Origin of the sequence: Bremerella alba, from assembly GCF_013618625.1 — a bacterium.
In the GTDB taxonomy this organism is placed as follows: domain Bacteria; phylum Planctomycetota; class Planctomycetia; order Pirellulales; family Pirellulaceae; genus Bremerella; species Bremerella alba.
Map to the genome: position 1 here is coordinate 17,249 of NZ_JABRWO010000007.1, position 14,017 is coordinate 31,265.

11 protein-coding genes and 1 tRNA gene are annotated in these 14,017 nt (G+C 55.3%); 6 read left to right on the forward strand and 6 right to left on the reverse strand.

All coding sequences use genetic code 11. The features are described from left to right. Positions 1–16: 16 nt before the first annotated feature. Together HOV93_RS12795 and HOV93_RS12800 are read left to right on the forward strand one after the other, a co-directional pair. On the forward strand, positions 17–1,147 hold the full coding sequence (locus HOV93_RS12795) for a polysaccharide biosynthesis/export family protein (RefSeq protein WP_207396902.1): 1,131 nt from the start codon (positions 17–19) through the stop codon (positions 1,145–1,147). A gap of 112 nt (positions 1,148–1,259) precedes the next feature. Continuing rightward, positions 1,260–3,254, forward strand: a complete 1,995-nt coding sequence (locus tag HOV93_RS12800) for a redoxin domain-containing protein (protein ID WP_207396903.1) — start codon at positions 1,260–1,262, stop codon at positions 3,252–3,254. A 248-nt stretch (positions 3,255–3,502) separates the two neighbouring features. Here the strand turns inward: HOV93_RS12800 and HOV93_RS12805 are convergent, their stop codons facing one another. Further along, the gene (locus HOV93_RS12805) at positions 3,503–3,943 is read right to left on the reverse strand and encodes a hypothetical protein (RefSeq protein WP_207396904.1); all 441 of its coding nucleotides are present in this window, start codon (positions 3,941–3,943) and stop codon (positions 3,503–3,505) included. A gap of 470 nt (positions 3,944–4,413) precedes the next feature. Then, positions 4,414–5,523 (reverse strand): tetratricopeptide repeat protein, encoded by a 1,110-nt coding sequence (locus HOV93_RS12810; RefSeq protein WP_207396905.1) that lies wholly within the window; start codon positions 5,521–5,523, stop codon positions 4,414–4,416. Positions 5,524–5,776: 253 nt separating this feature from the next. Between HOV93_RS12810 and HOV93_RS12815 the strand changes: the two genes are divergently transcribed. From HOV93_RS12815 to HOV93_RS12825, 3 genes are all read left to right on the forward strand, one after another. Further along, a tRNA-Gly gene (locus HOV93_RS12815) sits at positions 5,777–5,847 on the forward strand. A gap of 127 nt (positions 5,848–5,974) precedes the next feature. After that, entirely contained in the window at positions 5,975–6,895 is a 921-nt protein-coding gene (locus tag HOV93_RS12820) for a sialate O-acetylesterase (RefSeq protein ID WP_207396906.1), read from the forward strand. Positions 6,896–7,102: 207 nt separating this feature from the next. Further along, positions 7,103–9,133 (forward strand): ABC transporter ATP-binding protein, encoded by a 2,031-nt coding sequence (locus HOV93_RS12825; RefSeq protein WP_207396907.1) that lies wholly within the window; start codon positions 7,103–7,105, stop codon positions 9,131–9,133. A gap of 116 nt (positions 9,134–9,249) precedes the next feature. Here HOV93_RS12825 and HOV93_RS12830 read toward each other — a convergent pair whose 3' ends face one another. Continuing rightward, positions 9,250–9,618, reverse strand: coding sequence for a hypothetical protein (locus HOV93_RS12830; RefSeq protein ID WP_207396908.1), 369 nt, complete (start codon positions 9,616–9,618; stop codon positions 9,250–9,252). Between the two features lie 45 nt (positions 9,619–9,663). Beyond that, a complete protein-coding gene (locus HOV93_RS12835) occupies positions 9,664–10,143 on the reverse strand; it encodes a thiol-disulfide oxidoreductase DCC family protein (protein WP_207396909.1) in 480 nt (159 codons plus the stop codon). 281 nt (positions 10,144–10,424) lie between these two features. Here HOV93_RS12835 and HOV93_RS12840 point away from each other — a divergent pair, with 281 nt between their 5' ends. Further along, positions 10,425–12,089, forward strand: coding sequence for a hypothetical protein (locus tag HOV93_RS12840; RefSeq protein WP_207396910.1), 1,665 nt, complete (start codon positions 10,425–10,427; stop codon positions 12,087–12,089). Positions 12,090–12,402: 313 nt separating this feature from the next. Here HOV93_RS12840 and HOV93_RS12845 read toward each other — a convergent pair whose 3' ends face one another. Both HOV93_RS12845 and HOV93_RS12850 read right to left on the reverse strand, forming a co-directional pair. Next, a complete protein-coding gene (locus HOV93_RS12845; RefSeq protein ID WP_207396911.1) occupies positions 12,403–12,606 on the reverse strand; it encodes a hypothetical protein in 204 nt (67 codons plus the stop codon). 367 nt (positions 12,607–12,973) lie between these two features. Further along, the gene (locus tag HOV93_RS12850; protein ID WP_207396912.1) at positions 12,974–13,993 is read right to left on the reverse strand and encodes a 2-oxoacid:ferredoxin oxidoreductase subunit beta; all 1,020 of its coding nucleotides are present in this window, start codon (positions 13,991–13,993) and stop codon (positions 12,974–12,976) included. Positions 13,994–14,017: the final 24 nt, after the last annotated feature.

Consider the following 14,017-nt stretch of genomic DNA (forward strand, 5'->3'; position numbering starts at 1 on the left):
TCAAGGATTCGACCTGATGCATACTCATAAACTTATCATTTGCGGCTTGATGATTGCCGGCCTGACATCGTCGGCCTGGGCACAAATGATGGCCCCAAACTACAACCCGCACGATCGCCAAGTCCTCGTTGGCGTCGACTCTGCCGATCCGGTTTGCGAGGGCGAACCTCACTGGAACGCACGGCGACCGATCCCCTGGCAAGTCTTCGCTCAGGGAGAATACGTTGGCCCTGCACGAACGGCTCATGTGCCGGAGTATCGACTGCGCGTCGGTGACGACCTCGATTTCGTTTACCGCCTGACGCGGCAAGAGACGACCAGTCCTTATCGTCTGAACGTGGGCGACAAGGTCAGTCTGGAATCGCTCACCGATCCGAATCTCGACCGCGACCTGGTGATTCAGCCCGACGGCACCATCACCGTCTTGCTGCTGGGACAAATCCATGCCGCACGGCGGACCGTCGATGAGCTTCGGGCCACGCTCGACGAAAAGTACAAAGAGTACTACAAGGTCCCTGCCATCACCGTGACACCGCTGCAAGTCAACACCAAGCTGGAAGACCTGCGGGCGACGGTCGACAGCCGAGCTGGGACCGGTGGTCAGGGACGCAGTAGCCGCGTCACGCCAGAAGGTACCATTCAGCTTCCGGCCATTGGCAACGTGCCAGCCCAGGGGATGACGCTTGAAGAACTTAAGCGCGAGATCGATCAGCGGTATGCACAAGAGATTGAAGGGATCGAAGTGACTCCGGTCCTGATCCAACGAGCCCCCACTTACATCTACGTACTGGGCGAAGTTCCCAACCCAGGCCGCTACGAACTGACCGGCCCTACGACCGCAATTCAAAGCATCGCCATGGCCGGAGGCTGGAACATCGGTGCGAACCTCCGCGAGGTCGTCGTTTTCCGCCGGGCGGAAGACTGGCGTCTGGTAGCTACCAAGCTTGATCTGAAGGGGGCCCTGTACGGCAAACGCCCTGCCCCGTCGGACGAACTTTGGATTCGCGATGCCGACATCGTGATCGTGCCCAAGGCCCCTGTTTTGTGGGCGGACGAGTTCATCGAACTAGTCTTCACACGCGGCATCTACGGCGTAGTCCCCTTTCAAGGGGTGAACATCAGCGTCAATCGGCTGAGCAACTTCTAGTTCGCGCAAAAAACCTGAAAAATTCGAGCTAGGCGAAACTTCCTTCTGTTTACTACAGTTTACGAGGTAGGAATTCGCTCGCCTGGCTTTTGTTTTCGGGAGTGCTCACGCCGTGTATCGCCTTATCCTTGTCTTTTCTCTCAGTTGCCTCCTGGTTTCGCCAGGCTGGGCACGTGAATCCAAAATCGAACCTCAGCCCATCGGCAAGAAGATCGAAGCGTTCGAGCTGAAGGACTTTCGTGGTAAAACGCATAAGCTCTCAGACTACTCGGCCAGCGACGTCGTCGTTCTGGCGTTCATCGGCTGCGAATGCCCCGTGGCCAAGCGATATTCGGTGACCCTACAGCAGTTGGCTGGCGAGTTCAAAGACCGAAAAGTCACCATTTTGGCCATAGATGCCAACCAGCATGATTCCATCACCGAGATGGCCTCGTTTGCCCGAACGCACTCGCTGGAGATTCCGTTCCTGAAAGACCTGGCCAATCGCCTGGCCGATCAGGTCGGTGCCCAGCGCACGCCAGAGGTGGTGCTGCTCGATCAAGCAAGAACCATCCGTTATCGGGGCCGTATCGACGATCACTTCCTGGTCGGCAACATTCGCGACGGAGCGACCCGCGATGACTTGAAGATCGCCATTGAAGAAGTCCTGGCCGGCAAGCAGGTCAGCGTGCCAGAGACCGATCCGGTCGGATGTCATATCGGTCGCATTCTCGAAGCAGACGAAAGCTCGGAGGTGACGTACTCGAACCAGATTGCACGTATCTTCCAAAAGCGTTGTGTCGAGTGCCATCGCGAGAGTCAGATCGCTCCGTTCGCGCTGACCGACTACGACGAGGTCGTCGGTTGGGCCGAGATGATCGCGGAAGTGGTCGAAGACCAACGCATGCCTCCCTGGCATGCCGATCCCAAGTATGGGCACTTCTCCAATGACCGGCATCTTTCCCCACAAGAGAAAGACATCATCTTGAAGTGGGTCGAAGCAGGTGCCCCGCAAGGCGACGCGAAGAAGCTGCCGGAACCGGTTCAATATGTCGAAGGCTGGACCCTGCCTGAGAAGCCGGAACTCATCCTTGATATTACGAAAGAACCTTATGCGGTTCCGGCCGAGGGCGAAGTGAAGTACAAGTACTTCGTCACCGATCCTGGTTTCAAAGAAGACAAGTGGATCAAAGGAGCCGAACTTAAAGCAGGCAACCTCCAGGTTGTCCATCACATCTTGTGCTTCGCCCTGCCACCGGGCTCGGATGGAAAGGACCTCGCAGGAGGTGCTCGCGGTTTCTTGGTCGGATACGTGCCAGGCAAGATCGCCAGAAACTACCCGGAAGGGATGGCCAAACGCATTCCGGCCGGGTCACGACTCGTCTTTCAAATGCACTACACACCGATCGGATCTCCGCAGGAAGACCAAAGCCAAATCGGCTTTACCTTCATGGACCCTGCCGACGTGAAGTACGAAGTCAAAACGACCAGTGCGGTCAATCATCGTCTTAAAATTCCGCCAGGAGACAGCAACTATAAAGTGGAAGCAAAGTCGAAGCCTTCCCCCAGTGATGACACCGTGATCCTAAGCTTCATGCCACATATGCACCTTCGCGGCAAAGCGTTTCGTTATGTGGGTGTATCCCAGGATGGCCAGGAAGAAATCCTGATCGACATCCCGGCGTACGACTTCAATTGGCAGACAGCCTACGAACTGACCGAGCCCATGCAGATGCCCCAAGGCTCGTACGTGCACGCCATCGCTCACTTCGACAACTCGGAAGAAAATCCCTTCAACCCGGATGCAACCCAGACCGTTCGCTGGGGAGATCAAACATGGGATGAGATGATGATTGGCTACTTCGACGTCGCTATTCCAGCCGACCCGCAGAAACTGGCCCAGCAATCCAAGCCCGGCAAAGTCTCGCAGGCAGTGCTCGACAAAGCCGACGAGTTGATCACCAAGTTCGACACCGACAATGATGGCGAGGTAACCCGAGACGAAGTGCCTGCCCAAGGACACAACGTCTTCGATCGCCTCGATAACAACGGAGATAAAACGGTCACCCGCGAGGAACTCATCGACATCTTCCAGAAGTACCCCGCCGTGATGCGAATGATCCGATAAGTAACCCACCGGGTGCAAACCAACGCACCCAGGTAGACCTCAACTCATCGGGTGGTCCAGATATATCTCTGGACCGGCATCGCCGACAAGCGGCTAGTGCAAGAACGTGAACAGGTAGCTAAGTCTCCATCAGGCGCAAACCCAACTCACAAGCCGCTTGTGCCTGTGGCCCCGGAGATAAAACTCTGGGGCACTCTTGTTCGTACTCGCCTGGTTGAGCAGACGTACCTCTCGCGAACCGGCTTGCTTTAGCTAGGGCCGTTCTGAGTTAGGATCTGCAGGAAACGTCCCCCGTTGTCGTACCAGCCTTGGCGGGTAAACCGGGTCCAAAGTAGGTCCGTCACTACCGATGCTCGGGCTCCATCTTCCGCTTCCAGCGTCAAGATCACACGCCGATACGGCAAAGGCTCGCGATGGAAGAAATCAATTCCGCGTTCGGTAATGTTCTTGCCCACGACAACCGTTGATAGTTCGTTCAACGGTTCGCCTGATGCATCGACTGGCGTGAGGTAGATCAGATGCGGATAAGGATAGCGAAAGTCGCGGCGTCGTTCGTTGGTGATCTTTTTGGGCAGAATCCGGCTGATCAGCTGACCTACCGTTGCACGCACTTTGGCATCGCTCTCTTCCGAGCAATTGGGCACCGTGGTGAATGCAAACTCAGAAGTAGTCGCTGCGCAGCTTGGCATAGATTCAACCTCGAGGAATAACAAAACGGAAAAGAAATGGGCTCGTAAAGCAGACTGCTCACGAGGTTCTACGTGGATAAGGAGGACGTTCAGAAGAGCAATTGACGACCGAGCAATCGGTATAACCGGTCTGCGCGGACCATCCCACAATGTTTGCCCCAGAACTATTTAAATAAATAGGTCATGATTCGACGATGGGCAAGGAAAAAGAAACGCAGTCTGCGGGAAAGCTTTCTTGAACAGGAAAAAACGCTCTCGACCGATTGAAAGCTCCTCTTTGCGGGTTGGCCCAGAGATTCATCTCTGGGTCGGCATCGCCGACAAGCGGCTAGTGCAAGAACGGGAACAAATAGCCAAGTCTCCATCGGATTCAAACCCAACTCACAAGCCGCTTGTGCCTGCGGTACTCAGAGATAAATCTCTGGGCCAACCGGTTCGAATTATTCCCGAAGGGTCTTCGAGCTTCCGGTTTAGCTGGAACTCAGCTGGCGATACTTTCGCCGCAGTTGGGCGACCGTCAGTGGATCTTCTTGATGGGCCGAGATGGCCAGGCGTAACGCGTTTTTCGCTTCGTACCAATCGCCGCGGTTAGCTGCGTCTTCGATCCATTGCTGGTAAATCGAACGCACCGAATGCCGACTTGGTGATTGGTCGCTCTGCTCTTGCAAGAGACGTAGCGACTGTGAATACCGTCCCTGGCGGCACCACTGATCGATCACGGCATCGACGATCTTCCGTCGGTTCACTTCCAGGTCGGGGTCATGCAGACGTTGGTCTTCCATTCGCTTGAGGATATCGAGTGCCGTCTGGCAGTCTTTCTCCGCAATGCATGCTACGGCCCAATTATTCAAGATGGCACTACGATTTCGCATGGCCGCCGAGTCTTGAGGATCCAACGACAAAGCGAAGTCGAGATGCCTGATCGCCGCTGGGTAGTCCCCTTTGGCAGCGTCCAGGCTGGCTTGATTGTAGGGGATTTTCGCGGCCAGGCCACGAGCCGAAAGTGTTTGCGCTTCCCCAGCGGCTTGTATGGCCGGCGATTGACTTTGATCGTGCGGCTCGAGCAAAAACCAGGTCGCACAGGTTGTTTCGATATCGAGTTCCGGTCGACTGAGAAGTCGGCACCAGACATGGCCACGTGTTTGCATGGCCACCGTTGGCAGGCCCGCTCGGTCGGTCAGAATCTGGTACAGAATCGTGGCCGAAACGCAGTTATAGTTTCCTTCGATCAACGCAATGCTCAGTGCGTTCTGATCTTCGTCGTACTGACCATTTAGCAGTCGATCGTGCATCGCCTGGAAGACCCACGCGGCCCGTTCTTCAAGCGAGTATCGTCCCCATTGTCGTGGAAGGTTGTCTTCCATCCACGTCAGATGCTCGGTCAGCCTCTGTTGGGCTGTCGCTTGATTGGTTTCGCTTAGATTCCCTTCGGCAGCCCAGGCCATGTCCAGCAAGTTTGCTGGTCGACTAGCCGCAGCCGCCTGCCGCAGTGCAGGTAGCGAGGCAATCGTCATGATCGCCAGGTAAAGCAGAATCAGCATCCAAAGGACGCGATCAGATTCCTTCCAGATTCGAAGCATACCGCCACCGGCCGGGATTTGGTTCTCGGGAGAGTTTCTTAAGTGTGCGCGCTGGCTATTGGCACGCGTAAAGCGTTTCCGCTTTTTTCCCACACGCAGTCCTTGCCCAAACCTCAGAGTCGTGGAAACCCGTACGACCCGGTCGCCCTGCCCTGCCAAGCGATCAAAACTTGGCCGATTCGATGGAATTCAAATACATTTCGGCGGATCCTTGCCCCCCAACGTCCGTGCGGTATATTTAGAGGAACGTCTCGCGGGTGTAGCTCAATGGTAGAGCCCTTGCTTCCCAAGCAAGTTACGAGGGTTCGATTCCCTTCACCCGCTCTCAAAAAGATAAAACGCCGCAAAGGTCTCTCCTTTGGCGGCGTTTTTTTGTTTCCAAGGCGTTTCCCATGTACGATGGGTGGACCCTTCACATCCTGCCTTGAAAACTTTTCACCGGTGAAATGCCATGCTCGTCCGTACGCCTGCCCTGCTTGTGTTGACCTTCGTATTCTTCGCATCGTCTCTAGCGACGGCAGCGGAAGAGGTCGACGTTTATATTCTTTCCGGTCAGTCGAACATGGCCGGCAGCGGTAACAAGTCGCAGCTAACCGAGCGTTGGACGACTCCCTTGCCGTCTGTCCAATACTGGGATGGCAAGCAGTTCGTCGATTTCGATCCGCTGAAGTTGAACCTCAATGGTGATAAGCGTTTCGGTCCAGAAGTCGGCTTTGCAACCACGATGGCTTCGCTACAGCCGGGCAAGACGATTTACGTCGTCAAGTTCGCACTGAGCGGCCAGCCCCTGCATGCTGGGTTCAACGGAGCGAAGTGGATGGGTGCTGAGCCGGGTGCCAATCGCGGTACCTTTTACCCTGGCACATCGCCGGAAGATCCTAATATGGGGAACCACTACAAGCGACTTCGAGACCAATTCACCAAGGCCTTCGCCGCGCTGAAAGAGGCCGGGAAGACTCCGCAGCTGAAAGGGATTGCCTGGATGCAAGGAGAAGCCGACGCCAAGCAGGAAGTTTCCGCAACGACCTACGATCAATCAATTGCCTTGCTCAAGTCGCGAATGGAAGAAGACTGTCAAAGTGGTCCGGTCCCCTTCGCCATGGGACAGGTCCTGCCGAATATTCCTTGGATGGATCGCTTTACCCATCGTGACGAGATCCGCCAGGCCCAGGCCGATGCCGACATGCGAAGTGGATCGGCGTTGGCAATTCGAGGTGTGTGGAATGTACCGACCGACGGCATGCCGCTGCTAGCAGACACGGTCCACTACGACACGACGGGCCAGTTGATGCTGGGAACCTCCTTCGCCTTGGGGGTTCTCGAGGCGACAAACCAGATGCAGATGGTCGCTGCACAGGACGATCCCGAATAATCGCAGCTAGCACCGGCCGGAATTTGATTCCGCTGGGCGACTGATATTGCTGGCAACGGCGAATCGTTGTAATTTTCTTCGGTTCCTCATTCGCCGTGCCTGCTATTGCGCAATGGATGTGCGTTTGCGACGGCGAGTTTCCCCAAGGGCACCCCAGCGGCCAAGGCCATCTGGCGTGCTCCTTACCGAGATTGCACGACCCGAAGCATGAAGTATCTGCTGCTCGCGATTCGCCACTGTGTTTCCCGTTACCGCTGGTCCATCGTTGGCTCTGTCATCTGTTCGTTGATGGTGGGGGTTCTCTGGGGCGCGAATATCGGCGCTGTCTATCCGTTCGCCGAAATTATTTTCGACGGGCAGAGTATGCACCAGTGGGCCGAGCGAGAAACGGTCAACTGCCAGGAACAAATTGCCCTGCTGCGCAAAAACATTGATGGATACGACGAGCAACTTGTCCAAACCAAAGACCCCGTCAAACGAGCAGAAATCAATCGGCTTCTGCGCCGCGACGACAGCGCGATGAACGGCTGGGAAGACAAGCTCGCCAATATCGAGAAGTCGCAACCATGGATCGATGCTTATGCCCCGGACAGTCCTTTCAGCACCTTGCTGTTGATTGTCAGTTTTTTGATGGTTGGCACTCTGGCCAAAGGGGTGTTCCTTTCGATGAGCATGATGCTTGTCGCTCGGGCAACGCAGTTGACCACGCTCGACTTGAAGCATCAGGTATTCGTTAAGCTCCTAGACATTCGTCTGGGCAAGACAAACATTTCTACCGGCGATTCGACGACCCGCATGAATGGCGATGTCGGATCGATCGGCGCTGCGATTGAGATTTTGTTCGGTAAGTCGATCCGCGAACCAGTGAAGATGTTCGCCTGTCTTGCTGGGGCCGCTTATATCAACTGGCGGCTGCTGATCCTCTCGTTGTTGATTGCCCCGATTGCGGCGTTCGTTCTGTATAAGCTTGCCCGCACGATCAAAAACCTGAGTAAGTCGTCGATTAAAATCCAGGCCCGGATCACCGGTTTCTTCCTGCAAATCATGAGCGGCTATTACGTCGTCAAGGCATACGGCACCGAAGACTACGAGCGAAAACGCTTCGAGGCCAAATCGCGCGAGGCCTATTGGGAACACGTCAAGATTCAGTTCTTCAATTCGATGGTCCGCGTCAACAATGAAGTGCTCGGTCTGGGCATGGTCTGCCTGTCGATGGTCGCCGGCGGCTATCTGGTGCTCAACCAAGAGACGCACATCTTTGGTATTCCTTTGGCGGATAAACCGATGGAACTCGGTTCAATCCTTGCCTTTTATGCGTTCCTGATCGGCTGCACCGACCCACTACGAAAGCTGGGAGATGTATTCGGTTCCATTCAAACAGGGATCGCTGCTGCGGAAATGGTTTACCCGCTGCTGCAACTCGAGAACCCCATTAAAGACCCCGAAAATCCGGTCCCGATCAACAGCGTCGGACGTGAAATCAAGTTCAACGAAGTTCAGTTCTGTTATGTTCCCAAGACGCCGGTACTAAAGAATCTCGATCTGACCATCCAACAAGGCGAGACGGTCGCAATCGTCGGACCCAATGGCTGCGGCAAAAGCACGTTGATCAACCTGCTGATGCGTTTCTACGAGCCCGATCTAGGCACGGTCGAGCTAGGTGGAACTGACATTCGCCAATTCCTTCAACACGACCTGCGATCGCAGATTGCACTAGTCACCCAGTCGACGGTGTTGTTTAACGAATCGATTCTCGAAAACATTCGCTACAGCCGCATGGACGCGACCGATGAAGAGGTCATGAAAGCGGCCAAGCTGGCCTACGTCGATCAATTCATCGAGTCGCACATGAGCGATGGATACGACACGCTTTGCGGCACCGATGGCTCGAGCCTTTCCGGTGGTCAGCGTCAGCGAATTTCGATTGCCAGGGCACTGCTGCGTGACCCCGACATCATCATCATGGACGAGGCAACCAGCCAGATCGACCTCGATAGCGAACGCCTGATTCATGAGAGCCTGAAAAACTGCATCGCCGGTCGAACCGCGATCCTCATCACGCATCGCGCCAGCACATTGCAACTGGCCGACCGAATCATTGTGATGAATCACGGCCAGATCGAAGCAACCGGGACTCACGAAGAGCTTATCCAGACAAGTTCGACCTACTGCCGGTTGTATGTCGAGGACGAGCCGGAAAGCGTGGACCAGACGACTAAGAAACGCTCGGCAGCCTAACGTCCCATGGGGTTGGCTGCCTGGGCCAGGCATGTCCAGTCGTGCCAATAAGCCTAGCAGCGGCGTCTTAAAACCGCATGCTTTGGCTGGCCCAGATCGACGCTTTCTACCCGAAGTTAGGCACTCTTGCGGTGATTCTCTTGTAGCTTCTTGGCCGCTCGCTGCCGCTTCAAGCTGGAAAGAATACCGGCGATCGGCGACGGATTCTGGCCGTATTTGAACTCTAGCTTCTCGATTTCAGCATGGGCAGCAGCACGGGCCGACTTCTCGGAGAGAAAACCAGTGATATAAGACTGCAGTAGCGGTTCGCCACCATCGACGCGGACACTGAACGCAATACGCGCCGAGATCGGGCTAGCCGGTCGCTGGGTGATCTCGATCTGGTAATCGAGGTAACTCTCGACCAGCGGCGATTGCATGCCGGCACGTCGGATTGATTTCGGTTTCCCCGTTCCATGGGAAGCGTGCTTACGGAGATCGAACATTGCCAGGACTCCTTTTCCTGAAATCAACGATCAAGTGCGTTGAGTCTAAGTGTCTGAATTCTTCTTCGGTCCGAAATGAACCGCACAGGCATCGCCACAGTCATCGTCGGCGCGTTTGCCGAATCGATAGCGTGCGGCGGCAACCTTTTGATAGAGCCAATTCCATAGTGGCAGCGAACCGGGGATATGCAATAGCGGCATCACCGGCCACAACATGGCAATACGACGCGTGAGATATCGAAACGCGAGCGCACCACTGTGTTGCTCACCTTGCGTATCGACGACCCACATTTCTTCCATCATCTGATCGTGTGTCAAATTAGGAGCGACCTGGGCTACCTTCGCGTCATGCAGCGAGAGGAACGAAAGTCGCTGCCCCAGATCGAGCCGATAAAGAATTCGCACGCCCCCGGTACAGATTCGACACTGACCATCGTAAATCACGATATCGGTATTTGGCCGATCCGCAGGACTAGGCAGGCTCTTCTTTTCGTTCTGGGTCTGAGATTGTGCTTGGGTACTCATTGACTCGTAATTTCTGAGTTGCCGGGTGGACCGGACGCAAGAATCGACCAGAGCGGTCCATTCGTCTTATCAGGCATAGGCAACACGACGGTGTTTCTATACTACCCGTAAATTCAAGTGTAATACCACTGCAACTTGAACGCCGAAATCGGGCGATTTCCCGAGAAAATAAGTAGGATTTCCGGGCCAAATTCCGGTACACTTAATAATGAACCGATCTCAGCGGCGAAATACCCGTGCAGATCCCCCGCGTGCCGTCGATTTCAAAAGGACGCCGATCCATGGAAACTCTTCAGAAGCACATCCGCAAAGCCCAGTGGCGCATGACGTTACAGCAATTCGTCGGGCGACTGATCATTTGCCTGTCGGTGACGCTGACGCTGGCCGCGATTGCGGTCATTCTGCCCAAGGTCTGGCCAATGGGGCTCGATCCGAGTGTCTGGATGTGGAGCTGGCTTGGGGGTGGAGTAGCGGTTGGTCTGATTGCGGCAATTACTTGGACCTACCTCAGCCGAGCTTCTGCGCTGGCAGCCGCCATCGAGTTGGACATTCGGTTTGGTTTGAAGGAACGCGTTTCCAGCTCGCTTTCGATGGACGAACAGTCGCGTCAGACCCAATGGGGTCAGGCCTTGATGGAAGACGCCACGCGACAGGTCGAACGTATCGACGTCAACGATCGATTCCCGGTACGTAGCGGCTGGAACGGCTTGGCCCCGGTGGCGATCATCGTCGGAGCGTTGCTGATCGCCCTCTTCGTGCCCAATGCGGTGCTCGACCCGAACACCGCCCAAGCCAATACCACCCAACTGGATCCCGAACAAACCAAGGTCGTGAAGAAGACGGCCGACCAACTACGCAAAGAGCTGAAAGAACGCAAAGAAAAGGCCGAAGAAAAGGGCCTCAAGGAAGCAGAGGATCTGTTTAAGAAGCTCGAAGAAGGGACCAAAGATATCGCCAAAAAGGACAAGGTCGATCAAAAGGAAACTTTGCTCGAACTGAACGACTTGGCCAAACAGTTGAAGAAACGCCGCGACGAGTTGGCTTCCAGTGAAGAGTTCAAAAAGAAGCTCGAAATGCTGAAAGACCTCCTTAAAGGCGGACTGGCCGAGGAACTGGCCAAAGCCATGCAGAAAGGCGACCTACAAAAAGCCTTGGAAGCGATGAAGAACCTGCAGAACAAAATGAACAACGGCGACCTCTCGAAAGAAGACCGAGAAGCATTGGCCAAGCAGTTGGAACAGATGGGCAAGAAGATGGAAGACATCGCCAAGGCCCACGAAGATGCCAAGAAGAACCTGCAGGAACAGATCAAACAGGCCCAACAGGCCGGCAATGAGGCCGAAGCCGAGCGTCTACAGAAGCAGCTAGACCAGATGGGCATGCAAGACGCCCAAATGCAACGCATGCAGCAGATGGGCAACCAACTGTCGAAGGCCTCGGAAGCGTTAGAAAATGGTCAACAGAAGCAAGCGGCCGATCAGCTGAACCAGATGGCCAACGAAATGCAGGACCTGCAAGCCCAGCTCGATGAACTAGAAATGATGGACGAAGCCATGGACCAAATGGAAATGGCTCGCAATCAGATGTGCAAAGCATGCCAGGGTGGCCAGAACGGAATGATGGGGCAAATGGGCCAGATGGGACAAATGGGCCAGCAACCGGGTAACGGCATGGGCCAGGGCCAAGGGCAAGGTGATCGCCCCGAAGAAGAAAACGAAACAGGCTCGTACGAATCTCAGGTTCGCGCCGACCCCAAAGCGGGACGCGGAGTGATCGTCGATTATGTCGACGGCAAAAACCGAGCCGGGCAGACGCTGATTGAAATCAAGTCGGCGATGGAATCGGAGTCTTCCCTTAGCAGCGACGCCTTGACCGAGACGCGACTCTCGAAAGACCACCAAGAGAACGCCCAGGAATACTTCGATATGGTCCGTGAAGGGCGATAAAGCGATTCGCAAATTCGATGCAAACGCAGACGGCGACCGAAAGCCCCCAGGGGGTGGCCCAGAGATTCATCTCTGGGTCGGCATCGCCGACAAGCGGCTAATGCAAGAACGCGAACCAACAGCTAAGTCTCCATCGGATTCAAACCCAACTCACAAGCCGCTTGTGCCTACGGCACCCAGAGATAAATCTCTGGGCCACCCCGGTGTTGGCTTAAAGCAGGCTGGTGAGTTTTCTTCTGTCTTCAGGCGACCCGCTGCGGAACTTCTTTGCGGTCCAGAATCCCTGGACAGGCCTTTTGCCTGGAGATGTGCTCTAGCCGTTCATCCGCTTGGGAATGGTGAAGCTATACAGAATAATGATGGCCCCGGTGGACATCATGCTCCAGGGTGCCCAGTCCGGAGGCGTAAACGCCTTGGGGCCTCCTTCAGCGGCCATCATGGCCGAATCAACGATCAGGCACTCCGCCCCGACGATGATCAACGTGATGCCGACTGCTAAAAATAGCGATCGCCACATGGCAAATCCCTTCTTTCCTCCATGCCTACCAATTCGGCCTGAGACAAGTCAGACCGCGGCGCGATCGAGCGCCTGAATGATTCGTTGTCACTCTTATCGGCCAGATACCGGGGTATCGCTAGCGTGAAATTTCACTTGCGGGCGCAGGCGTTATAACCCCTTTTATGCCCCCTCACACGCAAAAAGTTTCCCGACTCCTTAGTCCCCTCTTCCCCGAGGGGTGAGGGGTTTTACGCAAGGCAAGAAACAAAAAATCGCCGCACGAAATTCATTTCGTGCGGCGAGATGATTGATCAGCGAAATCGGGATTCGCCTCTGACCGTAGCCCAGTCGCCCAAAGGGGCGAGGGAACCAGAGTTGATCGGCTTTACTCCACGACCCACGTATCGCCAGAATTAAACAGCGCGTCCAGATCGGACTCGCCGCGTTTCTCTTTGGCTTGCTGTACCTGATAGTTGATCGCGTCGTCGTAGCAAGGCGCGTCGATATCACGTAGGACGCCGATCGGTTCAGGGAACTCGGGGTGCGACATGCGGGTAAGCAAGTACGCGAGGGTCGGCTCGGTTGTCTTTTCGTCGTGGAAAAGAAGATCGTCCTCGCTGATTCCTTTACCCAGCTCGACCACTTCCGGCGTCATGCCGTTGAGCCGGATGCCTTTGTCACGGTTTTTGCCGAAGATGAGCGGCTTACCGTGTTCCAGTTCCAGCACCGTTTCGGCCTTGGTGTCTTTGTCGGTCGCCCACTTGTAGGCGCCGTCGTTAAACACGTTGCAGTTCTGGTACACCTCGACGAACGACACGCCTTTGTGGGCGACGGCGCGTTCCAAGGTTTGCGACAGGTGCTTGATATGCACGTCGACCGAGCGAGCTACGAACGTCGCCTCGCACGAGATGGCCACCGAAAGCGGGTGAATCGGGTTATCGATCGCGCCCATCGGGGTACTCTTGGTGACCTTCCCCTTTTCGGAAGTCGGCGAGTACTGCCCTTTGGTCAGGCCATAAATGCGGTTGTTGAACAAAATGATGTTCAGGTTCACATTACGACGCAGCACGTGCATCAGGTGGTTACCACCGATGGAAAGTGCGTCGCCGTCGCCGGTAATGACAAAGACTGTCAGATCTTGCCGAGACGACTTCAGTCCGGTGGCAAACGCCGGAGCACGTCCGTGCACGCTGTGCATACCGTACGTGTTCATGTAGTACGGAAAGCGGCTACTGCAACCGATACCACTGACGAAGACGGTGTCTTCGCGGCTCATCTGGAGGTTCGACATGACCTTCTTCATTTGGGCCAAAATCGAATAGTCACCGCATCCTGGGCACCAACGCACGTCCTGGTCGGTACCGTAATCCGCGGGCTTCAATACAGGCAATTCTGCGGATGCCATGGTGGATCTTTTCTCTATCATTGA